At 34.4% G+C, this 25,089-nt stretch carries 21 protein-coding genes, 1 tRNA gene and 1 pseudogene; 15 read left to right on the top strand and 8 right to left on the bottom strand.

The window, feature by feature from the left end:
• The 12 genes and pseudogenes from AB3G33_RS01420 (at position 1) to AB3G33_RS01365 (ending at position 15,144) form a co-directional block, all read left to right on the top strand.
• Positions 1-3,228, top strand: a pseudogene (locus AB3G33_RS01420) (efflux RND transporter permease subunit).
• 25 nt (positions 3,229-3,253) lie between these two features.
• Positions 3,254-4,468: a TolC family protein gene (locus AB3G33_RS01415; protein ID WP_367772091.1), complete on the top strand. Its 1,215-nt coding sequence runs from the start codon at positions 3,254-3,256 to the stop codon at positions 4,466-4,468.
• Positions 4,469-4,470: 2 nt separating this feature from the next.
• Positions 4,471-5,718, top strand: a complete 1,248-nt coding sequence (locus AB3G33_RS01410; RefSeq protein ID WP_367772089.1) for an efflux RND transporter periplasmic adaptor subunit — start codon at positions 4,471-4,473, stop codon at positions 5,716-5,718.
• A 2-nt stretch (positions 5,719-5,720) separates the two neighbouring features.
• Positions 5,721-6,935 (top strand): efflux RND transporter periplasmic adaptor subunit, encoded by a 1,215-nt coding sequence (locus tag AB3G33_RS01405; RefSeq protein ID WP_367772087.1) that lies wholly within the window; start codon positions 5,721-5,723, stop codon positions 6,933-6,935.
• A 115-nt stretch (positions 6,936-7,050) separates the two neighbouring features.
• On the top strand, positions 7,051-7,611 hold the full coding sequence (locus AB3G33_RS01400; protein WP_367772085.1) for a helix-turn-helix domain-containing protein: 561 nt from the start codon (positions 7,051-7,053) through the stop codon (positions 7,609-7,611).
• Positions 7,612-7,697: 86 nt separating this feature from the next.
• Positions 7,698-10,241, top strand: coding sequence for a heavy metal translocating P-type ATPase (locus AB3G33_RS01395; protein ID WP_367772083.1), 2,544 nt, complete (start codon positions 7,698-7,700; stop codon positions 10,239-10,241).
• Positions 10,242-10,292: 51 nt separating this feature from the next.
• Positions 10,293-10,430, top strand: a complete 138-nt coding sequence (locus tag AB3G33_RS01390; protein ID WP_367772082.1) for a hypothetical protein — start codon at positions 10,293-10,295, stop codon at positions 10,428-10,430.
• A gap of 23 nt (positions 10,431-10,453) precedes the next feature.
• Positions 10,454-12,715, top strand: a complete 2,262-nt coding sequence (locus tag AB3G33_RS01385; protein ID WP_367772081.1) for a multicopper oxidase domain-containing protein — start codon at positions 10,454-10,456, stop codon at positions 12,713-12,715.
• 271 nt (positions 12,716-12,986) lie between these two features.
• Positions 12,987-13,160, top strand: coding sequence for a hypothetical protein (locus AB3G33_RS01380; RefSeq protein WP_367772080.1), 174 nt, complete (start codon positions 12,987-12,989; stop codon positions 13,158-13,160).
• 166 nt (positions 13,161-13,326) lie between these two features.
• A complete protein-coding gene (locus AB3G33_RS01375; RefSeq protein WP_367755255.1) occupies positions 13,327-13,704 on the top strand; it encodes a hypothetical protein in 378 nt (125 codons plus the stop codon).
• Positions 13,705-14,057: 353 nt separating this feature from the next.
• A tRNA-Glu gene (locus AB3G33_RS01370) sits at positions 14,058-14,129 on the top strand.
• Positions 14,130-14,313: 184 nt separating this feature from the next.
• Entirely contained in the window at positions 14,314-15,144 is an 831-nt protein-coding gene (locus AB3G33_RS01365; RefSeq protein ID WP_367772078.1) for an MOSC domain-containing protein, read from the top strand.
• A gap of 152 nt (positions 15,145-15,296) precedes the next feature.
• Here AB3G33_RS01365 and AB3G33_RS01360 read toward each other — a convergent pair whose 3' ends face one another.
• From AB3G33_RS01360 to AB3G33_RS01325, 8 genes are all read right to left on the bottom strand, one after another.
• Positions 15,297-15,515 carry a hypothetical protein gene (locus AB3G33_RS01360; protein ID WP_367772076.1) on the bottom strand — a complete coding sequence of 73 codons (219 nt, stop codon included), beginning with the start codon at positions 15,513-15,515 and terminating at the stop codon, positions 15,297-15,299.
• A 40-nt stretch (positions 15,516-15,555) separates the two neighbouring features.
• Positions 15,556-15,924 carry a hypothetical protein gene (locus AB3G33_RS01355; RefSeq protein ID WP_367772074.1) on the bottom strand — a complete coding sequence of 123 codons (369 nt, stop codon included), beginning with the start codon at positions 15,922-15,924 and terminating at the stop codon, positions 15,556-15,558.
• 71 nt (positions 15,925-15,995) lie between these two features.
• Complete coding sequence (locus AB3G33_RS01350; RefSeq protein WP_367772072.1) at positions 15,996-16,322, bottom strand: putative quinol monooxygenase; 327 nt, start codon at positions 16,320-16,322, stop codon at positions 15,996-15,998.
• A 683-nt stretch (positions 16,323-17,005) separates the two neighbouring features.
• Positions 17,006-17,446, bottom strand: coding sequence for a carboxymuconolactone decarboxylase family protein (locus tag AB3G33_RS01345; RefSeq protein ID WP_367755245.1), 441 nt, complete (start codon positions 17,444-17,446; stop codon positions 17,006-17,008).
• Between the two features lie 67 nt (positions 17,447-17,513).
• Complete coding sequence (locus AB3G33_RS01340; RefSeq protein ID WP_367755243.1) at positions 17,514-18,089, bottom strand: Crp/Fnr family transcriptional regulator; 576 nt, start codon at positions 18,087-18,089, stop codon at positions 17,514-17,516.
• A gap of 187 nt (positions 18,090-18,276) precedes the next feature.
• A complete protein-coding gene (lgt, locus tag AB3G33_RS01335; protein WP_367772070.1) occupies positions 18,277-19,104 on the bottom strand; it encodes a prolipoprotein diacylglyceryl transferase in 828 nt (275 codons plus the stop codon).
• 271 nt (positions 19,105-19,375) lie between these two features.
• Positions 19,376-19,849 carry a cupin domain-containing protein gene (locus AB3G33_RS01330; RefSeq protein ID WP_367772068.1) on the bottom strand — a complete coding sequence of 158 codons (474 nt, stop codon included), beginning with the start codon at positions 19,847-19,849 and terminating at the stop codon, positions 19,376-19,378.
• Between the two features lie 186 nt (positions 19,850-20,035).
• Positions 20,036-20,812: a toll/interleukin-1 receptor domain-containing protein gene (locus AB3G33_RS01325; RefSeq protein WP_367772066.1), complete on the bottom strand. Its 777-nt coding sequence runs from the start codon at positions 20,810-20,812 to the stop codon at positions 20,036-20,038.
• Positions 20,813-21,242: 430 nt separating this feature from the next.
• On the opposite strand from AB3G33_RS01325, the gene AB3G33_RS01320 reads away from it, so the two are divergent.
• From AB3G33_RS01320 to clpX, 3 genes are all read left to right on the top strand, one after another.
• The gene (locus tag AB3G33_RS01320; protein ID WP_367772064.1) at positions 21,243-22,568 is read left to right on the top strand and encodes a trigger factor; all 1,326 of its coding nucleotides are present in this window, start codon (positions 21,243-21,245) and stop codon (positions 22,566-22,568) included.
• A gap of 389 nt (positions 22,569-22,957) precedes the next feature.
• Complete coding sequence (gene clpP, locus AB3G33_RS01315) at positions 22,958-23,632, top strand: ATP-dependent Clp endopeptidase proteolytic subunit ClpP (RefSeq protein WP_367755229.1); 675 nt, start codon at positions 22,958-22,960, stop codon at positions 23,630-23,632.
• Positions 23,633-23,704: 72 nt separating this feature from the next.
• Positions 23,705-24,937: an ATP-dependent Clp protease ATP-binding subunit ClpX gene (clpX, locus tag AB3G33_RS01310; RefSeq protein WP_367755227.1), complete on the top strand. Its 1,233-nt coding sequence runs from the start codon at positions 23,705-23,707 to the stop codon at positions 24,935-24,937.
• Positions 24,938-25,089: the final 152 nt, after the last annotated feature.

Raw genomic sequence — 25,089 nt, 5'->3', positions numbered from 1 at the left:
ATGGTCGAAAAATTAATTTCTTTTTCATTAAAAAACCGATTAGCTGTCTTACTGGTTTCTGCCTGTTTGTTTGGTTGGGGGATTTATAGTGTGCAACAAAATCCTATTGATGCAATTCCGGATTTATCCGAGAATCAAGTGATTGTTTTTACGGAATGGATGGGTCGAAGCCCACAAGTTATAGAAGATCAAGTAACGTATCCCTTGGTTTCTAATTTACAAGGGATTCCAAAAATCAAGAATATCCGTGCTTCCTCCATGTTTGGGATGAGTTTTGTGTATATCATTTTTGAAGATGATGTAGATCCTTATTGGGCTAGAACCCGTGTATTGGAGCGACTGAATTATGCGCAACGGCTATTGCCCGAAAGTGTAGTTCCCACACTAGGACCTGATGGAACAGGGGTTGGTCATGTTTTTTGGTATCACTTAGAAACTAATGGAATGGATTTAGGTGAACAGCGCGCTTTGCAAGATTGGTATGTGAAGTTTGCCTTGCAAACGGTTCCCGGAGTGGCGGAAGTCGCTTCTTTTGGTGGGTTCGAAAAACAATACCAATTGGTTTTAGATCCACTCAAAATGCAATACTACAATGTTAGTATGATGGAAGTGATGAAAGCGGTCAAAAGCAGCAACAATGATGTGGGTGGCAGGAAATTTGAAATGAGTGACCGATCGTATGTAGTAAGAGGATTGGGATATATCAAAAACATAAAGGATGTGGAGGAAATTGCCATTAAAAACTACAATTCGGTTCCTGTAAAAGTCAGTGATATTGGATCGGTACAGATGGGTGGCGATTTGCGTTTGGGAATTTTTGATGCTAATGGTGAAGGGGAAGTGGTAGGCGGAATTGTAGTGATGCGTTACGGCGAAAATGCCGATAAAGTAATTCAAGCAGTAAAAGCCAAAATGAACCAAGTCGAAAAAGGCTTGCCAGAAGGGGTGACTTTCAAGACGTCGTATGACCGAAGTGAATTGATAGAAAAAGCAATCGAGTCTGTTAAAGGAACTTTGATAGAAGAAATGATTGCAGTGTCGATTATTGTTTTATTATTTCTTTTTCATTGGAGAAGCGCGCTTATAATTCTGATACAATTGCCTATATCCGTAGCGATAGGATTTATCTTTCTTCAAGCCTTTGGGATTTCATCCAATATTATGTCGCTTACAGGTATTGCCTTAGCAATTGGTGTTGTGGTTGATGATGGGATTGTAATGGTGGAGAATGCCTATCGAAGTATCTCTGAGAGACAGGAAGAACTGGACAATAAACATTAACCAACAGCAATGAAAAAAATATTTAAAAATATATTCAAAAAAGAACATGATCCAGTGTCTTCTGAAGAAAAAATGAAACTGATTGAAGACTCCTCAAAATTAGTAGGACCGGGTGTTTTTTATTCTACATTAATCGTGATTGCTTCTTTTTTACCCGTTTTTCTATTAACAGGAATGGAAGGGAAATTGTTTAGCCCGTTAGCGTGGACGAAATCATTTATTCTAATTGTGGATGCTTTTTTAGCTATCACATTGACGCCGGTTTTAATCAGCTATTTGTTAAAAGGAAAATTGCGTCCCGAGAATAAAAACCCAATTAATAGAAAATTGGAAAGTATATATACGCCTATTTTAACTTTTTGTTTGAAATGGAGAAAATCAGTATTGGCAGTAAACATCGTCGCTTTATTAATTGGGGGATTGATGTTTACTCGATTGGGGTCTGAATTTATGCCACCATTGGATGAAGGTTCAATCTTATTTATGCCAGTAACTTTACCTGATGTTTCGAATGCAGAGATTAAGCGAATTTTGCAGGTTCAGGATAAATTGATAAAATCAATTCCAGAAGTAACCCATGTTTTGGGAAAAGCAGGAAGAGCTAATACAGCAACGGACAATAGTCCGATAAGTATGATTGAAACCATCGTTTTACTAAAACCTCATAATGAATGGAGAGAAGGGAAAACTAAAAGTGATATTATAACTGAAATCAACAATAAGCTCCAAATTCCAGGTGTGACTAATGGATTTACTCAGCCCATTATCAACCGGATCAATATGCTATCTACAGGAATTAGAACCGATGTAGGAATTAAAATTTACGGTGAAAATCTGGACACGATAGATGCATTGGCACAAAAAATAAAAAAATCCTTAGAAGGCACAGCAGGAGTAAAAGACTTGTTTGCGGAACCTATTACAGGAGGGAAATACATTGATATTGTTGCTAAACGAGAAGTTATAGGTCGTTATGGTCTTAGTGTTGATGATGTAAATAGTGTGGTAGAAGCAGCGATTGGTGGAATGACATTAACGACTACAATTGAAGGACGACAACGTTTTTCTGTCAATGCACGCTATGCACAAGAATACAGAAATAGCCTAGAAGCCTTGAAAAAATTACAGGTGCAAACAATGGAATACGGACCAATACCATTAGAAACTGTTGCTGATATTAAAATCAGCGATGGACCGCCCATGATTAATAGTGAGAACGCCATGCTCCGTGGAAGCGTTTTATTTAATGTTAGAGATCGGGATTTAGGGAGCACTGTAAAAGAAGCGCAGGACAAACTGAATGCTATGATGACCAAAATGCCAAAAGGATATTACGTGGAATGGAGTGGACAGTGGGAAAACCAAATTCGGGCCAACAAAACATTAAGCTTGATTATGCCTCTTGTTGTAGTAATAATATTTTTGATTTTATTTTTTACTTATGGCTCCATGAAAGAAGCATTCGTGACCATGATTACAGTTCCTTTTGCTTTGATTGGTGGAATTTTTATGGTTTATTTTTATGGGATTAACTTATCTGTGGCTGTGGCTGTCGGGTTTATTGCTTTATTTGGTTTAGCCATTGAAACAGCCATGTTGATTACCATTTATTTAAATGAAGCCATGATTAAAATGGTCGAAAAACATGGGAATAGTAGTGAAACCATTACAGAAGATATTTTGCGAGATTATATTATTTATGGTTCGGCCAAAAGGTTGCGCCCTAAATTAATGACGGTTTCTGTGGCTTTGTTTGGATTAATCCCCATTCTATGGTCAACAGGAACTGGAGCGGATGTAATGATTCCAATTACAGTTCCACTTATTGGAGGGACAATTACTTCCACTATTTATGTATTATTAGTAACGCCAGTTGTTTTTGAAATGACAAAACTTCGTGAATTAAGAACAAAAGGTAAAATAGAAATCATCAATGCGAAACATTAAAAAGTATATCATTATAAGTGGTCTGATGTTCGGATTTGCAAATGTAAATGCGCAATCACTTTCATTAGATGAAGTTTTGGGGACCATCAAGACCAATAATCCACAGCTAAAAATGTATGATGCCGATATTCAAAGTATGGATGCTGCTGCTAAAGGAGCCAAAAGCTGGATGGCACCGCAAATAAATACCGGTTTGTTTATGACACCTTATAATGTCAAAATGTGGAAAGCAGATGAAATGAATCCAGGAATGGGCGCATATATGGTAGGCTTTACGCAAATGATCCCCAATGCATCCAGACAAAAAGCCGATTTTAATTACATGAGTGCTATGTCATCTGTGGAAGCCGAAAATAAAAATTATACTGCCAATCAGTTGGAAGCTTTAGCAAAAACTAATTATTACCAATGGATCGTATTGGATAAAAAAATAAAAATAGCCAATGACAATTTGTTGCTTATGGAGTACATGATAAAAAGCATGGAAATTCGCTACCAGTACAACATGGATAAATTGTCAACGTACTACAAAGCCAAATCAAAATACAACGAATTGCAAAGTATGGTGGTTATGTTGCAAAATGAAATTTCTCAAAAAAGAATTATGTTGAATACGTTGATGGCAAGAGATAAAAAACTGTTGTTTGAAATTGATCCCAATTATACTTTAAAAGAGTTTGATTTATTACAAACAGATACCACGGCACTTTCTCAAAACCGAAGCGATGTGAAGGCAATTGAGAAAACAATGGAATTAAATCAGTTGAAAATTGCCACCGAAAAATCAAAGTTATTACCCGAGTTTGGAGTAAAATATGATCATATGTTTGCTTTTGGGAAGAACCCACAACAGTTTAATTTGATGGCAATGGTCACTATTCCGATGCCATGGTCTACTAAAATGAACAAGGCCACAATCAATAGTATTCAAATAAAAAATGAGAGCTTGGAATGGCAAAAGCAAATGATTTTGAACGAAGCAACAGGTATGATTTCAGGCATGCAAACCGAATTGACAAACTTAAAAAAACAATATGAGATCGCCGATAAAAGCATCATTCCAGCTTTGAAAAGGAATTATGATACGGCAGTTTTGGCTTGGCAAAATAATACGGGTGAATTATTTGTGGTGCTAGATGCTTGGGAAGCATTGAACATGGCTCAAATGGATAAGTTAGATAAATTACAAGCTATTTTGAATACTCAAGTAGAAATTGAAAAACAACTGGAAACAAAATAATTATGAACAAATATTTAAAATATAGTTTATGGACTATTGCCGTTGTAATGGTGGGTTTTGCCGTATATTATTTTGTCGAAAAAGCCAATAATTCAGCGACGCATAAGCAGAAGGAAGAAATTTATACTTGCTCGATGCATCCCGAAATTATACGAAATGAACCGGGTAATTGCCCTATTTGCGGAATGAATTTAGTAAAAAAAGTCTCTGAAAGTCAGCCTGTTGAAAGTCATTCAATTGAACATTTATTAAAACCGACAGATGGTTTTGTGGTGGGAGATTTTAAAACAACTACCGCCAAAGATACTGTTCTCAATAGCTCCATAAATTTACCTGGACTGGTGGCGTATGATCCCAATTCAGCTGTGAATATAGCCGCACGAATTAATGGAAGAATTGAAAAAATGTATGTTCATTATAAATTTCAAAAAGTTACAAAAGGGCAAAAACTATTCGATTTGTACAGTCCAGAATTAGTAACGGAACAGCAAAATTTTATTTATTTAGTTTCAAATGATTCTGAGAATACAGCCATACTAAAAGCATTAAAGCAAAAATTAGCGCTTTATGGGATGAGTACCAATCAGATTAATGCTTTGGCTACAGCCAAAAGAATAAATCCAGTAATCTCAATTTACAGTCCAGTGACTGGAATTGTGGATGGAACGGATGGTATGGTTTCTACTAGTATTGGCACTATGCAAAATACAACGGCAACAACGACGGCTTTAAATTTGAAGGAAGGGGATTATATTACAAAAAACACTGTGGTTTTTAAATTAGTAAACACGAATAAAGTTTGGGGTGTTTTTAATGTTATCCAAGGCTATAATAGTCTAATAAAAGTCAATCAGTCGATTCAAATTTCATCAGAATTGGACGCAGATGCGATTGTCAATGCAAAAGTAAATTTTATTGAAACACAACTTGATCCAACAGATAAGACCAATCGCATTCGCGTGTATCTCAATAATGAAAAACTGCAATTCCCTATTGGTTTGAGATTGCAAGGGAAAGTAGCAACGAATGCAGTAGAAGGGATTTGGCTTCAAAAACAATCTTTGGTTAGTTTAGGTAACAAAAAAATAGTTTTTATCAAAAAGGGAAATGGTTTTCAAACTGCCGAAATAAAAACGGGTATCGAAATAAATGGCTTTGTACAAATAGTAGATGGTATTTCAGTTTCGGATATCCTTGCTGATAATGCCCAATATTTGATAGATAGCGGAAGCTTTATAAAAACAAAATAATAATGAAACAGCTCAAAAAAATCGGTTTTCTATTGCTGGCATTCACCTTGGTTGTGGCCTGCAATACTAAAAATAAAGAGGAACACGAGAAGCATCAATACAAAGAAAGTATTTATTATACGTGTTCGATGGATCCTCAAATAAAAGAAGACAAACCTGGAAAATGCCCCATATGTCATATGGATTTGACTCCAATACAAAAAGACAATGGAGCTTCAAATGAAATTTCATTAAGTGACCAGCAAATGAAGTTAGGCAATATTACTACTGCTATTATTTCAGAGTCACAAAGCAGTTTGCAAGCAGGTTACACTGGCGTTTTGACGATAAATCAAGAGAAAATAAGAAGTGTTTCTGCTAGAGCAATGGGCCGAATCGAAAAATTATATTTTAAAACTGAAGGGGATTATATTCAAAAAAACCAGGCGGTTTACCAACTTTATAGTGAACCTATTGCCATAGCCAAGCAAGATTATGTAACCGCTTACAGGCAACTGGCTATGCCAGGAGATTTTGGTAAAAATGCAAAGAATATGCTGGATGCAGCCAGACAAAAACTAGTATTTTATGGACTTTCCAATGCGCAGATTGAATCCATTAAAAAGACGAATGAAGTTTCGCCATATACTACTTTTTATAGTACCTATAGTGGTACCATTTCTGAAATTGTTGCGACCGAAGGTAGTTATGTGATGGAAGGGGCGGCTATTATTAAATTGGCCGATTTAAGTAGTCTTTGGTTAGAAACGCAAGTCAATGTAAATTATGCCAAAAGTTTGCGATTGGGTCAAACAGCTACAATTTCTTTTATGGATTATCCCACAAAGACTATAAAAGCAGCCATTTCTTTTATCAATCCAGAAATTAATCCGGATTCTAGATTGCTGTTAATTAGAATGGAAGTACCCAATCCTAATATGCTTTTAAAACCAGGAATGCAGGCCAATGCACAATTAATACAATCCAATTTAAATGGAATGTTTATTCCTATTGATGCCGTAATCAGGGATGAAAATGCCACTTTTATTTGGGTCGAAAAAAGCCATGGTGTTTTTGAAAATGTAATGGTTGAAACAGGTGTGGAATCAAATGGGATGATTGAAATCAAATCGGACATAGATCCTAATAAAAAAGTAGTAATTACTGGAGCGTATGCTATCAATAGCGAATATAAATTTCGAAAAGGAAATGATCCTATGGCAGGAATGAAAATGTAAATTAAATTAATTATCTATATTTCAAGGTTTTAAATATTAATATTCTGTCAAAAAAGCCTCGTTTTAATTCAAAAAGGTTGAACTTTGATAGCATGTTCTAACAAACACTTTATAAATGAAGCTTACTATTAAAAATATGGTTTGTGGCCGTTGCGAAATGGCTGTAAAATTGGAGTTAGAAAGAATGAAGCTTCCTGTAAGTTCCATTAAATTAGGTGAAGTGAATTTGTCTCGAGAATTAACGGATATTGAAATTCAGGAACTCAGTACTAACCTGGAAAAACTAGGTTTTGAATTACTGGAAGATAAAATAAGCCAGACAATTGAACAAATTAAAAACTTGATCGTTGAACTAGTACATTATAAAAAAGATCAGTTGAAAGTCAATTTATCGACTTATTTATCTGAATGTTTAAATCAGGATTATAGTGCTTTGAGTAAGTTGTTTTCGGATAATGAAGGCACAACAATTGAACATTATTTTATTGCCCAGAAAATCGAAAAGGCGAAGGAATTGTTGGTTTATGATGAACTTACTTTAAGTGAAATTGCCATAGCACTCAATTATAGTAATGTAGCCCATTTGAGCAACCAATTTAAAAAAGTGACTGGATTTACACCTACCTATTTTAAAAAAATGAAAGAGAATACCCGAAAACAAATAGACTCTTTGTAAATTATACAAATCACTTCCACAATTGTGTAATAATAAAAATGGGTTTCATTCGGATATTTGTACTATAATTTTAAATAGCGAAAAAAATGAAACATACATACACAATTACTGGAATGTCTTGCGATGGTTGCCGAACCAAAGTGGAGAAAACACTCAATGGAGTTGAAGGAGTTGAAGCGGTGGTTTCTCTTGATCCACAAGAAGCTGTAATTACAATGGAAAAACACATTCCAACACCCGTTTTGCAAGAAGCATTGTCAGGAGTTGGGAAGTACACTATAGAAATGAGCCATCCTAAAATGGCGATGGATAAAACAGTTGAAGAGACTAAAGCTAAAGCGTGTTGTAGTAATGACGCGCATCAACATCATAAAAAGGAAGACAATGCGATTCCCAATACACCAGGTAAATATTATTGCCCCATGCATTGTGAAGGCGATAAAGTATATGATAAAGCGGGAGACTGCCCTGTATGTGGGATGGATTTAGTAAAAGCGCCAGATTTAACTGCTGTAAAAACACAATATACTTGTCCGATGCATCCACAAATCGTGCAGGACGGACCAGGTTCTTGCCCGATTTGTGGTATGGATTTGGTTCCAATGGAACCCACAGCTAGTGAGGAAAATAAAACCTACAATGACTTGGTGCAAAAAATGAAAATTGCACTTCTTTTTACCGTGCCCATTTTCATAATAGCCATGTCAGATATGATACCAAACAATCCTTTGATGCAAATCATGGATATGAAAAGCTGGAATTGGGTGCAGCTAGTTTTGTCTATACCAGTTGTTTTTTATGCGACTTGGATGTTTTTTATTCGCGCTTGGAAATCAGTCGTTACATGGAATCTCAATATGTTTACCCTTATCGGAATTGGTTCTGGAGTCGCTTTCTTGTTTAGTATTTTTGCTCTTTTTTTTCCAGATGTTTTTCCAGCGGAATTCAAATCCGAAAGCGGAAGTGTTCATTTGTATTTTGAGGCCACAACGGTAATCCTAACATTAGTTTTATTAGGACAATTATTAGAAGCTAGAGCGCACAGTCAAACGAGTGGTGCGATAAAAGAATTATTAAAATTAGCGCCTACAGAAGCTACTTTGGTAGCTGAAGGAGGAGATAAAGTAATATCGATACATGATATTAAAAAAGGAGATTTATTGCGTGTAAAACCCGGAGATAAAATTCCAGTTGATGGTAAAATAACTGCTGGCGAAAGTACAATTGATGAGTCAATGATTTCGGGAGAACCTATTCCTGTAGATAAAAAAGTTGATGATGCCGTTGTTGCAGGAACTATTAATGGGAATAAATCATTTGTAATGGTTGCTGAAAAAATTGGTTCAGAAACCTTGCTTTCGCAAATTGTACAAATGGTCAATAATGCCAGTCGATCTAGAGCACCCATTCAAAAATTAGCCGATAGAATTTCGAAGTATTTTGTGCCTATCGTTGTCGCCGTTTCAGTGATTACTTTCTTTGTTTGGGCAAAGTTTGGTCCAGAACAAAACGCATTAATCTACGGTTTTATTAATGCGGTTGCCGTTTTAATTATTGCTTGTCCTTGTGCATTAGGATTAGCAACTCCTATGTCAGTAATGGTGGGAGTAGGTAAAGGAGCGCAATCAGGAGTTTTGATAAAAAATGCCGAAGCACTAGAAAATATGAATAAAGTAAATGTTTTAATTACAGATAAAACGGGAACCATTACCGAGGGAAAACCATCAGTAGAAAAAGTTTTTTCATCTAATAATCAAGAGGATGATTTGTTGCAAAATATAGCTTCACTCAATCAATACAGTGAACACCCTTTGGCGCAAGCCGTAGTCAATTTTGCGAAAACGAAAGCAGTTTCGTTAATCGAAGTTAAAGATTTTGAAGCTGTTTCCGGAAAAGGAGTAATAGGAACGGTTTCAAATAAAAAAGTAGCATTAGGAAATAAAAAACTAATGGAACAAGTGAGTGCTTCAGTTTCGGAAGATATTGAAAACAAAATAATTGCAGAACAAAAACTGGGAAAAACAGTTTCATATATCGCCGTAGACCAAGTAGTTTTGGGTTATGTGACGATCACAGATGCTATAAAAGCGACAAGTGTGGCCGCTGTAAAAGAATTGATGCGTCAAGGTGTTGCTGTGATTATGCTTACAGGTGATAATGAGAATACGGCTAAGGCTGTGGCCGATGAATTGCAATTAACTTCATTTATTGCGGGTTGTTTGCCAGAAGATAAACTCAACGAAATTAAACGCTTGCAAGCCGAAGGTAAAATTGTAGCGATGGCTGGTGATGGAATTAATGACGCTCCTGCTTTGGCGCAAGCTGATATTGGAATTGCAATGGGAACAGGGACAGATGTGGCGATTGAAAGTGCCAAAATTACTTTGGTAAAAGGGGATTTACAAGGCATAGTAAAAGCGAAGGAACTGAGTCATGCTGTGATGAAAAATATCAATCAAAACTTATTCTTTGCCTTCTTTTACAATGCATTGGGAATACCAATTGCAGCAGGAGTATTGTATCCTTTTTTTGGGATTTTATTATCTCCTATGATTGCCGCTTTGGCGATGAGTTTTAGTTCTGTTTCGGTAATTGCAAATGCATTGCGATTGCGTAGTTTGAAATTGTAATAGAATAAAAATTAAATTATTAATAAAGTATAAACCTAAACCTAAAAAGTTATGAATGATCATGGTAATGAAGGAATGCACATGGGATCCTATATGTTTATGGGAATGCATGTTTTTTGGTGGGTGTCCATATTGATTTTTGCTCTAGTATTATTAGCGGTAGCTCACAGGTATAGAAAAAGGAAATAATTTATTATAAAGAAAGTAAAAAAATGAAATTTAAATTAACGGTATTAGTAGTACTAATTGCATTTATTTCAAACGCTCAAAAAGTGGTGCGTTACGATTTGTACGTAAGAGATACTATTGTCAATTTTTCAGGAAAAGATAAAAAAGCGATAGCGGTCAACGGACAAATTCCGATGCCAACCCTAACTTTTACAGAGGGTGATATTGCTGAAATTTATGTGCATAATGAACTTGAAGAAGGAACTTCCTTGCATTGGCACGGTTTGTATTTACCTAATAAAGAGGACGGAGTGCCATTTCTTACTCAAATGCCGATAGCGCCTCACACTACTCATAAATATACATTTCCAATTGTACAAAATGGAACCCATTGGTATCATAGCCATAGTGGTTTACAAGAGCAAATAGGTATGTATGGGGCTTTAATTTTGAAGAAAAAAACAAGCGATCCTACTTTCAGAAAAGGAATTGATGATTTGCCTACGCTTCCTGTTGTTTTGAGCGAATGGACGGATTACAACCCTAAAAATGTACATCGATTGCTACATAATGCTTCAGACTGGTTTGCCATTAAAAAAGGAACGACTCAAAGTTATGCCGAAGCCATTCGAAGCGGACATTTTAAAACCAAATTCAATAACGAATGGAAACGGATGTTGGCCATGGATGTAAGTGATGTGTATTACGATAAATTCTTGATTAATGGATCTAATGAAGCTATGGCAAAAGTTTTAAGTAAATCTAAAGGGGGAGACAAAGTACGTATACGAATTTCAAATGCGGGTGCTTCCTCTTATTTCTGGTTGACTTATGCCGGAGGGAAAATCACGGTCGTTGCCAATGATGGGAATGATGTAGCACCCGTTGAAGTAGACCGATTAATTATTGGAGTATCGGAAACGTATGATGTTGTAGTTACCATTCCTGCGGATAATACAGCGTATGAATTTTTAGCAACACCCGAAGACAGAACCAAATCAGCTTCATTGTATATAGGCAACGGTATCAAACAATTAATATCTCCATTACCAAAATTGAATTATTTTGAAGGAATGAAGATGATGAATGGTATGATGAATATGGATGGAACTATGGACGATATGGGTATGGACATGAGTCTTCAAAAAATGGATATGAACACAGTGATGTATCCAGAGATTTCCGGAAGTCCAAACATGAAAATGGATGATTCAAAAATGAACATGAAAATGGATATGAAAGATTTAAAAATGGATCATTCAATGCATAATATGAATTCAAGCCCTGGAGATATTGTGACCCTAAATTACGCGATGTTAAAAGCTCCAAATATAACTACACTTCCAAAAGAGGCTCCTGTACGAGAATTGCATTTTGAATTAACAGGAAACATGAATAGGTATTTGTGGAGTATGGATAATAAAGTGTTATCGGAATCGGATAAAATTCTAATCAAAAAAGGAGAAAACGTTCGAATAGTAATGCATAATAATTCCATGATGCGTCATCCGATGCATTTACATGGTCATGATTTTAGAGTATTGAATGGACAAGGAGCGTATGCGCCATTGAAAAACGTACTGGATATTATGCCAATGGAAACAGATACGATTGAGTTTAATGCGAATGCGGATGGAGATTGGTTTTTTCATTGCCATATTTTGTATCATATGATGGCAGGAATGAATAGAGTTTTTAGTTATGAAAATTCGGCACCAAACCCACTTTTACCCAATAAAGATTGGGCTTATAAAAAATTACAATCTGAAAGCAACGGACTTCATCTTATGGCTGAAAATGATTTTGCTACCAATGGAAATGATGGTAAAGCGATGGCGCAAAATGCAAGATGGAGTTTTGGTACTGAATGGCGTTTGGGGTACATGGACGAACACGGTTATGAAACCGAAACACATATTGGTAGATACATCGGGAAAAATCAATGGTTAATGCCGTTCATAGGTTTTGACTGGCGTTATAGAAAGTTTGGAATGAACGAAGTAGAAAAAAATGTTTTTGGTCAAAAGAATACTAAAGACAATCGTTCGGTAGTCAGTTTAGGGGTTAATTATACCTTGCCACTTTTAGTTATTGCACAAGCTGAGGTTTTTCATGATGGTAATGTTCGTTTGCAATTAATGCGAGAAGACATTCCAGTTTCTAAAAGATTACGAATGGCGCTTATGGTAAATACCGATAAAGAATACATGGCGGGATTAAAATATATTGTAGGTAAAAATATTGGAATAACGACCCATTACGATAGTGATATGGGTGTAGGTTTTGGAGTGAATGTGAATTATTAAATCTATTGAGAAGTAATTTTTAAAAAAAGTATAGGCGGATATTGTATTGCTAAATACCGACAACTAGTATTCATTACTTAAAAAAGCCAGCTTACTATCTAAGCTGGCTTTTTAATAAGCTTAAAATAAGGTTGTTGTGTGTAGTACATTCACAAAACATGTGAATTATATAATCATTATAACGAATTGTATGACACTTCTGAAAAGGGATAGGGTTATTTTTGTTTAACTGGAACACATTGATTTCGGACCATTATTTAAAATTATTTATATGAAAAACCCTTCAGCACCAAAGAAAATTACATGGATTATAGGATTGATTTTTGGTATCCTTGGAATAATCGGGCATTTTGCAGCTGTTCCGTTTTTAGCAGAACATAATTACACGCTATTGCTTTTTGGTTTCATTGTTTTAGCTGTAGGAACCACTTTCAAAGAAGTTTAAATAATTTGGAATAATGCCCCTAAATTTTACTTATAAATAGCTACTCATTGAATTAGTGATGGTTTGATTCATGAGGCTACTATTGCAAAATAAGAAAAGTAGTGCATCTGTTTAGCGCACAATTTTTACAATTTAACACAAGTATTAATATAATAAATATATAATTATGTCAGGAAAAAATAAAAAACAATTTGGAGTTTGGATGGATTCACATCAGGCAACTATTGTAGGGAGAGAAAATGTAGATTCAGGTAAGTTCGTTGTTTTAGGTCACGAAAATGTTGAAGATCAATTTGTACATACAAGCGAAAACGCATCAAACAATGCAGAAAGAGATATGCTGCATAAATTATTCAAGAACATCACTGCACATATGCAAAATGTTGATGAACTGCATGTGACTGGAACTGGAATTTCACAAGAACAATTTATTAATTATTTGAATGAGACGCCACAGTATAAAAATGTGGAGGCTAAAGAAAGTACTTCTATTAAGATGAGTGACGACAGTTTAATTGAATATATGGCTGCTCAATTCAACTAATCAGTTTTAAATACAAATATAACAGATTAGTCTGTTTACATAAATGCCCTCAAATAGTCAGATACTATTTGGGGGCATTTTTTATATAACGAAAAGGCAATTGTCGATTTTAAATTTCGACACGTAGCAGCTGTTTTTAAAATAGAGCGAACTAATGAAGTTGTGTCTTTACTTGAAAAGTAAGAATTTACATTTTAAAAAAAACTTTGTAATTCTTTTTTACGGTAAGTGCTAATTCTGAATTAATTATAATTTGTAAATAAAAAAAAAGGAGTATTCACTAGCCCGTTTTGGAATTTGGCTTGGTGCATCTCAAAAATAGTACTACTTTTGCACCCGAAATACGAATGCAAGGCCCGTTCGTCTATCGGTTAGGACGCATGGTTTTCATCCATGTAAGAGCGGTTCGATTCCGCTACGGGCTACAATATTTTACATATAAGAATTTCAGTATTTTTTGAAAATGGAATTTACTTTTTGAATGTGTAAATTAATTCAATTTCCCTCCTAGAAACAAAAAGTAAGCCTCGAAAACTAACCCTTTCGAGGCTTTTTTTGTTGTTTGTGTTGGCTGTACTTTTTTGTAGATTTGATAAAAATAAAGTAGTTATGCTTCAACTTTCTGAAATCTGGATTTATCCTGTAAAATCATTAGGAGGAATTCTCCTTCAAGAATCTAATGTTACACATCGTGGACTTGAACACGATCGCCGCTGGATGTTGGTAGATGAAGATGGTGTTTTTCTATCGCAAAGAACCACTCCTGAATTAGCCCTTTTCCAAACTGAAATTGAGGGCGAGTTTTTAATTATTTCTCACAAAGAAAACCCAACCAATAAAATAAAAGTACCACTGAATCCTTCGCCTGTGGAAGAAAAGAAGGAGAATATAAAAACAGTTCTTTGGGAAGATGCAATTGATGCGTATGAAGTCGATAAAGAATTATCGCATTGGTTTTCTGAAATTTTAAAATACTCCGTTCGATTGGTGTATATGCCCGAAGAAAGTCACCGAAAAGTAGAGCCTAAATATGCCATTTCAGGGAATGATATCAATTCGTTTTCGGATGGATTTCCTTTTTTAATTATTGGGCAGTCGTCTTTAGATGATCTGAATTCCCGTTTGAAAGAAGCAGTGCCCATGAAACGATTCCGACCCAATTTTGTGTTCACTGGAGGACAAGAATACGAAGAAGAAAATTGGAGTGAATTCACCATAGGAAATTTTCCTTTTTATGGAGTGAAACCGTGCGGAAGATGTGTGATGGTTACTGTAGATCCCGAAAAAGGAATTGTAGCAGGGAAAGAGCCTTTATTGACCTTGTCTAAATATAAAAGAGTAGGGAATAATGTGATTTTTGGTCAAAATTTAATTGCACAACAGGAGGGAAGTGTCCATGTTGGCTCTATTATAGAGGTGTCTAAAAAAGGAGCTGTTTAAAAGGACGTACGATATTCATAAAATTCAAAAGCCATGATGTACTCATGGCATTTTTTATATCCAATTGAGCCATTATACATGGCACGATTGCATTATTGTTATGAAGAAAATGACAAGATGAATTTTAAATTAGAATGCTAAAAGTAATGAAATCAATCTTTTTTATGGTGTTGTTCGGTTTGATTTTGTTTGTTGTGCGTCATGTTGTCGCCTACATTCATTCCGTTTGACATTCCTATCATAAATGCGGTTAGGAATAGCATGATTTTTCTTTTAGCCCAAAGAATAGGGCGCTTGGATGGCTCCAAACGAGATTGGTTTTTGTTTTTATACATGGTGTAAATGATAAATGATGAGACATTAGGTATCATTGTTATGCGTGGAATAGCATAAATGCGTAGAAAGACTTTTCTAGGCTATGTATAAAATGGTATAAGAGTTGGTTGAAGTAATTTTCTTGTTTAAAAAGAGTTGTTGTTCGATAAATGAACTTACTTTTTGAAACAGTTGTGTTCTTAATTTAAATAGAACAGGAATGGTAAGACTGTAGCTTGTTGCAAACTGAAGATATTTAAAAGGAATTGAAATCGCTGTTTTTACAGCGTTTACTAGATTGAAAACGTATAATGTAGAACGGCTATTTTTCCATTCACTACTTACAATTGCATTTGAAAATTGATAATAGCTAGCCGAATTAGATCGAGATTCTAAAACGCCATCATTCACCATCAAGCCAAAAGCCAGAAAAAGGGAAAGAAGGTATTTTAAATGTTTTGTCAATTGTGTGGGTTTAAATTATAATTCAAAAGTACAAAAGTTGCAGCTAGTTAAATTTTTATCTTACACTAAACTTACATCCCCTCTTTTTTAGCGGAGCCAATTAAAGAAAGGTCAATAAGTTCTAGAGATTGAACCATGTTTTTTACCGTTTCCTTGTATTTTTTAAAATGCAAAGTTTCTATATGTGATTGGTAGGCTGCTGTATTTGCATATATTTCAAGAATTGTAATTTTTGATGGGTCACTTTTTTCTGCTACTGCAGTATAACTTAATACGCCTGGTTCTAATTTAATGGCAGTATTCATTTGTTCTTGTAGTGCAGTGTTGTACTTTTCTAATTGTGAAGGGTCAATTTTTAATTTTGCAAACCGAACCATTTGAGTTTTTTCTTGTGCCATAATTGAATTGCTAAATAACAGTATAAATACAAGGGAGCTAAGAACTGCAATTAGAAATTTACGATTTGATTTAGACGTTTTCATACTTTTTGAAACTATTTTATATTTAGAACTGCAATATAATTTAATTTCTATTACTCGGGCACATTTTTAATTTGGAATTTCAGCGATTGTCCGCGTGTCTACTTGGGTTGTCTTTGTTGGTCTAAAAATGAGTTAAGAGCTTTGCATCTAGTAAGATGAATTCTTTTTTTGCGGTATCGATTTTTCAAATTAAAGCAAGATTTACTACAATTTAAATACAGCAAAAGGCATATCGTCGATAGTTTTTTTTTTCGAGCGTCATATTAATTTTGATATGCCTTCTGCTGTTTTAAAAGTAGGGTTAGCGAGTCCTGCACATAAAAAAAATATAGAAGGTAATTTTACCAGTTTTTGGATTTCAATTATACAAAACCATACTATAGTTAGAAAATAGTACACAAAAATCTTTGTGAAAATATAAGTTGTTTTTTTATTTTAAATAGAGAGAAGCTGACTTTCCCCCCGAAAGACAGTCTCTTTTTTTTTGTGTTCTGGAGCGCGATTTTTGAATTAAAAAACGCGCCACAGTATAAAATAGAAGTATTTATTTCCCTGTGGCGTGTTTGAAATGAAGATTTTAAAATGTCGAAATTGATGGTTTATTTTCCAGGTTCTAATTGCGTACTTACGGCAATTCTATTCCAAGTATTAATAGTTGCAATTGCCATAATGATTTGAGCAATTTGGTTTTTGTCGAATAAAGCAGTTGCTTTTTCATACGTTTCATTTGACAAACCATGGTTGTGAATCAAGGTAATTTCTTCGGTCATGGCTAAAATTACTTTTTCTTCGGCAGTAAATAAATCGGTTTCACGCCAAGCATTTAAAAGAAAAATGCGTTGGGTAGTTTCGCCGTATTTTAGCGCATCTTTTGTGTGCATGTCGATACAAAAGGCGCAACCATTAATTTGTGAAGTTCTAATTTTAATTAGCTCTTTGTTTATTTTAGATAATTCTGTGTTCCCTAAATAGTTTTCTAAGGCAAACATAGCTTTGAACGCTTGTGGTTCGATGTCGTTGATGTTGATTCTTTTTTCCATTTTTTTATTTTGTTTTATTTGATAGAACAAAATTCGGAAATAGGAAACGGTAAAAACTTAAACTGGTTTAAGAACGGTTTTTATTTCGTATTTCACTTAAATATTCTGGAGTGAAACCTAAAAATGAAGCGATTAAATATTGTGGAATTCGTTGTACAAATTCAGGTTGTTTTTTGCAAAGCTGGTAATAGAATTCTTCTTTTGTAAAATCGTATAAATATTTGATTCGCATTTGTGAAGCAGCATAAGCCCGTTGGTAGATGAACCTAAAATAACGTTCCATTTTTGGGAATTCCAATAGTAGTTTTTCCTGAGCGTCCCTACTGATGGTTAGAATTTCAGTACGTTCTACAGCTTGAATGTAGAATTCAGAGGCCAATCTATGTTCGTAAGCAATGTTATCCGTCATCCACCAGTTTTCTATAGCAAATTCAGTGGTTTGTTCAATGCCTTTGTTGTTGATGAAAAATTTTCTCAAACAGCCCGTAAGTACAAAATAATGCGATTTGCAAATAGCTCCTTCTACAAGTAGGTTTTCTTTTTTTTTGAATTTTTGAATTTCAAAAAAAGCCATAATTGATGAAAATTCAGTTTCGTCAATTTCGATGAATTTCTCTAAATGGGTTTTAAAAATAGGTGCCATTTTTAGGGTTTTGTTTTTTAATTCAATTTTCTAGTTGTAGAAGAGCTCAGTTCTACATTCTAATGTATTCTCTTTTTTAAGAGCTAGTAAATTTAACCAAAAAATATAGCTTGTAATAATGTAGCGGTCAGATTGTTTATTATGTTCACGAGCGAGACGCTCGCGCCAGTAGACTGGGGCTGGTTTTTTACTTAGGTTCGTTTTTAAGTATATTTAAAGCCACAAAGTATAATCCCAATAAAACAAAGGGAATACTCAATATTTGTCCCATATTTAAACTCATTCCTTTTTCAAAATCTACTTGATTTATTTTAATAAATTCTATTAAAATCCTCATTATGAATATTAAAGTTATTGTTAAACCAAACAAAAATCCATTTCCTAACTTTATGTTATTAGTTTTATAAATAGTGAAGACTGTAATGAAAATTAAGAAATACGAAATCGCTTCATAAAGTTGTGCTGGATGTCTTGGTATATTATCAACACGTTTAAAAATAAATGCCCAAGGCATTGAAGTCGGATTGCCAATCATTTCAGAGTTCATTAAATTTGCAAGTCTTATAAATGTTGCTCCAAGTGGAGCGACGATTGCTATTAAGTCAAGTGTTTTAAGATATTTCATTTCATATTTTTTTGAATATAAATAAAGTGAAATAATTAACCCAACTGTTCCTCCGTGACTAGCTAAACCTGCAAAGCCGATAAATTTGTATTCTCCATTTAGAGTTTTCTTAATTGGTAAAATAATTTCTAATAGATTTTTAGAATAATACTCAAAATCATAAAATAAACAATGTCCTAATCTTGCTCCAACAAAAATTCCAACTATTCCGTAAATAAACAATGCTTCGTGTGCACTATCTTTTAAGTTTTCTCTTCTGAAAATTCCTTTCAGAATGTACATAGATAAAAGTAATCCACAAGCAAATAAAAGTCCGTAATATTTTAATGGAAAACCATAAATGTTTATTATTTCGGAGTCAAAATCCCAATTTATGTACAATGCAATCATATTCTTTTTTATTGATTTTTATTTTCTGCTATTTTTAGGTAAACTCGCGACTAAAGTTATGCTGCTACAGCGGGTTTGGGATTAAATTAAGCCCTATTTTCCCTTTGCTCGCGCGAGCGTCTCGCTCGTGCCCGCAATCAAAATCAATTACTAATTATTTTAAAAGTAGATAATTATTAATTAACTAAATTTCCTGTTGCTCTTTTTATACTTGGTATTCACGAGCGAAACGCTCGCGCCAGCAAGGGGGAAAAGTTTTGAGCATTATCAATTAGTTTTTTAGTTTTTCGGCTACCTCATCGTAATATTCTTGTGTTAGTACCTCAGTCCAAGTTGTCGGTTGTCCACCAGCATATAAAGCTAAATAAGTCACATCACTAACCTTGGTTGAGGAATGCCAGTGTTCTATATCTTTTTCACATTTAATCACATCACCTTTTTTCAGACTCATGGGTTCTTTTCCTCTTTCTTGATAATATGCTTCTCCATCTACAATTATTAAGACTTGTGCAGAACCATGTTTATGCCAATCCAAGGTTGAGTTGGCTTTAAATGTTGCTTTTGTGATATTATAACCCAATTCAGTATCATCGTGAATAATTGCATTCAACCAAGCTTCTCCTATGTAATGAGTATTTGGTGCTTTTGTGCCCTCTGAAAGATATGAGGAAACTTTATATTCGGAATTTTGGGAAAATCCCGATGATGAGGCTAAAATAAATAGGGCTAAAATTGATTTTTTCATTTTATACTTTTTAAAGGTTTTATATTTTTTGTTTGCATTAGATTTTTCAAGATTGCGTACAACGTTTTGCCTTTGAGATGGCTGGATGTTCGTAACCGCTCGATTTTCGGCTTAACGAAAACTTGATACGAAACGATAATTCCACTAAATTCCAGCTATATCAAAACGGCGGTTGTGAGCAGTCTTTCATATTTCGGCACTATTCACCATGTCAGAATAAGCTTCAAGCATTCTAATAGCCATATCCCATTTATCATCAATTTCAAGTAGCCACTCGACTGCATGAGAACCTTGTCTTTTAATTTTCTCAATTACCCAAAGTAAATAACCAATTGTTATTGCAACTTCTCCTAATTCAAATGCATAGGCATTGTTTATTGGAGCATATTCTGGATTAGTGCTATTTTCTTCTACTATTTTATTTTGAAGTTTTTCACTTTTTGAGGATAAAGTATAATTTTGAATTTTTTCAAATTCTTTTTTATGCTTTTCAGCAATTGCTCTAGCTTCTTCGAGTTCAGTTATTAGTTTTAATAATTCGGCTGGCTTTTCTTCTATAACTGTTTTACTGTCTCCCAAACTTCTTAATAACAAATTTAGCTTTTCTGAATATTCAGCATCGCTAGAAAAATCACCATAAAATTTACCTTTCAAAAATCCAGGAAGTTCTACGTTTTCAATTAATAATGGCAAAACAATTATTTTCTTTTCGTCAATTTCTCGATTAGAAGCGATTTCTATTTCCTTTTGAACCCATTGACTATTAATAGATGCATTTGATAAAACAACAGCAACATAATCAACAGAATCTAATCCTTCACGAATTTTCCCAATTAGTGAATCTCCAATATTAATTTCTGCTTCGTCAATCCAAACTGTATGGCCATATCGTCTCAAATCTGCTGATAATTTTCTAACAAATGGTTTATCAATGCTTGTGTGACTTAAAAATATTTTACTCATGTTTCTCTTCGATATTTTAAGATTGCTCTCAACTTGCATATATCATCAAATATATGCAACTTTTTCCGCTTTCTATTTATGGAATGTAATTGTTTTCTTTCGAATCGTCTTGATTTGAAACTTCGGTTTGACTTTAAGCCTTTCGACTTTCTAACTTTCGACTAGGAACTGCGTGAAGGATGGCAGTGGAGCTCTTTATAGTTTTACCCTTCGGGATAAAACTATAAAAGCGGGAACGAACAGCCTGACCCGTACTTTTTAGGAAGGGTCACGCCCAAATGCTTAGGAAAATCTTCGTTATTGCAGTCTAAAACGCATAGAAATTTCATTCTGTATTGACGCTTCAGTATCGGTGGTAAAAAAACTTGGTTGGCGAGCAAAAATTTTATAATTTTGCAGGCGAATTTTATCATGTAAATTAAAGAAGAAGATGGATATCAAAAGAGTAGCAATAGACGCTGTAAACGAAACGATTGTAATGACAGTTGTTCAGATGGATTACAAAGGTCAAGTAGCAAAAAGAATAAACGAAAAAATGCCTTTGGCAACAGTTAAAGGATTTAGAAAAGGAGCTGTGCCTAAAGATCTTGTTGAAAAACAATACGGTAAAGCGATAAAAGAAGAAGAAGTTAAAAAAGTGGTTGACTTGGCTTTAGAGCGTTTTGTACAATCAGAAAGATTAAACCTTCTTGGGACTCCACTTCCTAAAGTAAACGAAAACTTTGATTGGGCTGCTGAAGAATTGGTTTTTGAATATGAAATTGGTTTGGTTCCTAACTTCGAATTGGATTTAGAGGCTAAAAACGATATCGTGAAATATGTAGTTACTGCTGACGATAAATTAATCGATGGTCAAGTAGCTCGTATCCAAAAACAATTTGGTACTGCAATTCCTCAAGAGGTTGTTGCAGCTGACTCGGATGTTACTGGAACATTCTCTAACGAAGAAAAAGGAATTAATAACGCAACTACTATTGCTGCTGATCTTTTTAAAGACAAAGCGACTTTTGATTTATTCATTGGTAAAAAAGTAGGTGACGTGGTTACTGTAAATACTAAAGGTTTATTTGAAGACGACCACCAATTGATGGACGTAATGAAAGTAAGTCATGATGATGTTCACGGTTTAGATGCTGATGTAAACTTCACTATTGAAGCAATCAACGCAGCGGAACTAGCTGAATTGAATCAAGAATTGTTTGACAAATTGTTTGGTGCTGGAACTGTAGCTTCATTAGATGAGTTGAAAGCAAAAATCAAAGAAGATGCTGAGGCGCAATTTGCAACTCAAGCGGACCAAAAATTATTAGGAGATGTTACTGAGTTCTTAATCGAAAACACAAAATTTGATTTGCCTTCAGAATTCTTGAAAAAATGGTTGCAAACTGTTGGAGAGAAAAAATTATCTCCTGAGGAAGCTGAAGTTGAATATGCACGTTCTGAAAAAGGATTGCGTTTTCAATTGATCGAAGGTAGAGCAATGGCTCAATCAGACATCAAAATCACTTTTGAAGATTTGAAAACATTTACTACAAAAAACATCCGTCAGCAAATGGCACAATTCGGACAAACAAATCCTACGGACGAAGAAGTTCAAGGAATTGTTGCAAGAGTTTTGTCTAACCAAGACGAAGTAAAAAGACTTTCTGACCAAGTGGTTGCTGAAAAATTGTTGGAATTGTTCAAAGAAAAAGCACAACCAACTACTAAAGAAGTTACTTACGACGAATTTATCGCTGCGTCTTACGGAGAATAAATTTTAGTCCTTAAAGTCAAAAGTCATAAAGTCAAATGTCAAAAATTATGATTTTATTACAAAGACTAAATAATAAAAAATAGTTATATTTGAGCGTCAAATGAATTTTTTTCTTTGACGCTCTTTTATTTGAATCAATTTCAGAAGCTAATCCAGCTCTTCGTTTCAAGTTTTTTCAACTGTTTCAGTTTTTATTCTTCTTGTAAGAGCTTCTTTCAGTCGCTTTACAAGAATGAAAAAACTAAAAAACAGTTTTCAAAAAGCTTTACACTGCGATCTGGGCTAGAAAAGGAGACAAATTGACATTATTTGTATTTAGGGTATGAACTTTGACTTACGGATTATGTAACTTTCAGACTTTAGACTTTCAAACTTTTAAACTTATAAAAATGAACTACGGTAAAGAATTTAAAAAATTTGCTACAAAGCATCAAGGAGTAAATGCAATGTATTACGATAAAATCGTAGCAGCAATGAATCCTACAAATATGACTCCATACATCATCGAGGAGCGCCAGTTGAACATCTCTCAATTAGACGTTTTCTCAAGATTGATGATGGACAGAATTATTTTTCTAGGTACAGGAATTGATGACCAAATTGCAAATATCGTTCAAGCACAATTATTATTCTTAGAAAGCGCTGATGCTTCTAAAGATATCCAAATTTACTTAAACTCTCCAGGAGGAAGTGTTTATGCTGGTTTAGGAATCTATGACACGATGCAATACATCAAGCCAGATGTAGCGACTATTTGTACAGGAATGGCAGCTTCTATGGGAGCGGTTTTATTATGTGCAGGAGCAGCAGGAAAACGTTCGGCATTGCCACATTCAAGAGTAATGATTCACCAACCATCAGGAGGAGCACAAGGTGTGGCTACTGATATGGAAATCAACTTACGTGAAATGTTGAAACTGAAAGACGAATTGTATAAAATCATTTCGCACCATTCAGGACAAACATTCGAAAAAGTACACAACGATAGTGAACGTGATTATTGGATGATTGCTGATGAAGCAAAAGAATACGGAATGATTGATGAAGTTTTAAGAAGGAGTTAAAAAAAATAGTTACAAGTTTAAGGTTTAAGGTTGCTGTGGTAACTTTAAACTTTAAACTTTAAACAAAAAAAGATGGCAAAAGAAAAATTAGAATGCTCATTTTGTGGAAGGAAAAAACCGGAAACTCAACTATTAATTGCTGGAATAGATGCGCATATCTGTGATAAATGTATCGAACAAGCGCATGGAATTGTACTGGAAGAAATAAAATCATCTGGCAGTTCTAAACTAACTGGGGATCTTATTTTAAAGAAACCAAAAGAGATTAGAGCGTTCTTAGACCAATACGTTATTGGGCAAGACCAAACTAAAAAAGTAATGTCGGTTGCTGTTTACAATCACTACAAACGTTTAATGCAGCAGCAATTAGATGACGAAGTAGAGATTGAAAAAAGTAATATCATCATGGTAGGACAAACTGGAACTGGAAAAACATTAGTGGCAAAAACCATTGCTAAAATGTTAGACGTTCCTTTGGCTATTGTAGATGCTACGGTGCTTACTGAAGCTGGTTATGTGGGTGAAGATGTCGAAAGTATTTTGACTCGTTTACTACAAGCTGCGGATTATGATGTAGCTAAAGCAGAACGCGGAATTGTATTTATTGACGAAATAGACAAAATTGCTCGTAAGAGTGATAATCCATCTATTACACGTGATGTTTCGGGTGAAGGTGTGCAACAAGCGTTGTTGAAATTACTAGAAGGAACGGTTGTTAATGTGCCGCCAAAAGGAGGACGTAAACACCCAGACCAAAAATTTGTTGAGGTAAACACACAAAATATTTTGTTTATTGCTGGTGGTGCTTTTGATGGAATCGAAAGAATTATTTCGAAACGATTGAACCGTCAAGCGGTTGGTTATTCTACTTCTAAAAATGTGGATAACATTGATAAAGACAATTTGTTGCAATACATTATTCCAAAAGACATCAAAGATTTTGGATTAATTCCTGAGATTATTGGTCGTTTGCCAGTGTTAACGCACATGGATCCATTAGACAGAGAAACGTTAAGAGCGATTTTGACTCAACCTAAGAATGCTTTAATCAAACAATATCAAAAATTATTTTTGATGGATGAAGTAGATTTCAGCATTACTGATGAAGCATTGGATTTTATTGTTGATAAAGCATTAGAATACAAATTAGGGGCTCGTGGATTGCGTTCTCTATGTGAAGCGATATTGACGGATGCCATGTATGAACTACCAAGTTCTGATGACAAAATATTAGAAATTGATGTAGATTACGCTAAAGAAACGTTGAATAGAAATTTATTGAAGCGTTTGGAAATTGCTTCATAAAGATTGCGTTTTTCTCAAAAATATAAACCTGTTCATTGATTTGAACAGGTTTTTTTATGGGTACTTTACACTATTTGTTATTGTAAAAAAAAACAAACATTATTCTTTTATATCTACAATAGATTGCCGATTTTTGTTCGCGTAAATCAATA

Origin of the sequence: Flavobacterium sp. WC2421 (assembly GCF_040822115.1) — a bacterium.
GTDB lineage: Bacteria > Bacteroidota > Bacteroidia > Flavobacteriales > Flavobacteriaceae > Flavobacterium.
This window is presented reverse-complemented; position numbering and strand designations above follow the sequence as displayed.

Coding starts and splice junctions, on each gene's coding strand:
- AB3G33_RS01415 (WP_367772091.1), top strand. CDS start 3,254: ATGTTCGGATTTGCAAATGTAAATGCGCAATCACTTTCATTAGATGAA.
- AB3G33_RS01410 (WP_367772089.1), top strand. CDS start 4,471: ATGAACAAATATTTAAAATATAGTTTATGGACTATTGCCGTTGTAATG.
- AB3G33_RS01405 (WP_367772087.1), top strand. CDS start 5,721: ATGAAACAGCTCAAAAAAATCGGTTTTCTATTGCTGGCATTCACCTTG.
- AB3G33_RS01400 (WP_367772085.1), top strand. CDS start 7,051: ATGAAGCTTACTATTAAAAATATGGTTTGTGGCCGTTGCGAAATGGCT.
- AB3G33_RS01395 (WP_367772083.1), top strand. CDS start 7,698: ATGAAACATACATACACAATTACTGGAATGTCTTGCGATGGTTGCCGA.
- AB3G33_RS01390 (WP_367772082.1), top strand. CDS start 10,293: ATGAATGATCATGGTAATGAAGGAATGCACATGGGATCCTATATGTTT.
- AB3G33_RS01385 (WP_367772081.1), top strand. CDS start 10,454: ATGAAATTTAAATTAACGGTATTAGTAGTACTAATTGCATTTATTTCA.
- AB3G33_RS01380 (WP_367772080.1), top strand. CDS start 12,987: ATGAAAAACCCTTCAGCACCAAAGAAAATTACATGGATTATAGGATTG.
- AB3G33_RS01375 (WP_367755255.1), top strand. CDS start 13,327: ATGTCAGGAAAAAATAAAAAACAATTTGGAGTTTGGATGGATTCACAT.
- AB3G33_RS01365 (WP_367772078.1), top strand. CDS start 14,314: ATGCTTCAACTTTCTGAAATCTGGATTTATCCTGTAAAATCATTAGGA.
- AB3G33_RS01360 (WP_367772076.1), bottom strand. CDS start 15,515: ATGATACCTAATGTCTCATCATTTATCATTTACACCATGTATAAAAAC.
- AB3G33_RS01350 (WP_367772072.1), bottom strand. CDS start 16,322: ATGGCACAAGAAAAAACTCAAATGGTTCGGTTTGCAAAATTAAAAATT.
- AB3G33_RS01345 (WP_367755245.1), bottom strand. CDS start 17,446: ATGGAAAAAAGAATCAACATCAACGACATCGAACCACAAGCGTTCAAA.
- AB3G33_RS01340 (WP_367755243.1), bottom strand. CDS start 18,089: ATGGCACCTATTTTTAAAACCCATTTAGAGAAATTCATCGAAATTGAC.
- lgt (WP_367772070.1), bottom strand. CDS start 19,104: ATGATTGCATTGTACATAAATTGGGATTTTGACTCCGAAATAATAAAC.
- AB3G33_RS01330 (WP_367772068.1), bottom strand. CDS start 19,849: ATGAAAAAATCAATTTTAGCCCTATTTATTTTAGCCTCATCATCGGGA.
- AB3G33_RS01325 (WP_367772066.1), bottom strand. CDS start 20,812: ATGAGTAAAATATTTTTAAGTCACACAAGCATTGATAAACCATTTGTT.
- AB3G33_RS01320 (WP_367772064.1), top strand. CDS start 21,243: ATGGATATCAAAAGAGTAGCAATAGACGCTGTAAACGAAACGATTGTA.
- clpP (WP_367755229.1), top strand. CDS start 22,958: ATGAACTACGGTAAAGAATTTAAAAAATTTGCTACAAAGCATCAAGGA.
- clpX (WP_367755227.1), top strand. CDS start 23,705: ATGGCAAAAGAAAAATTAGAATGCTCATTTTGTGGAAGGAAAAAACCG.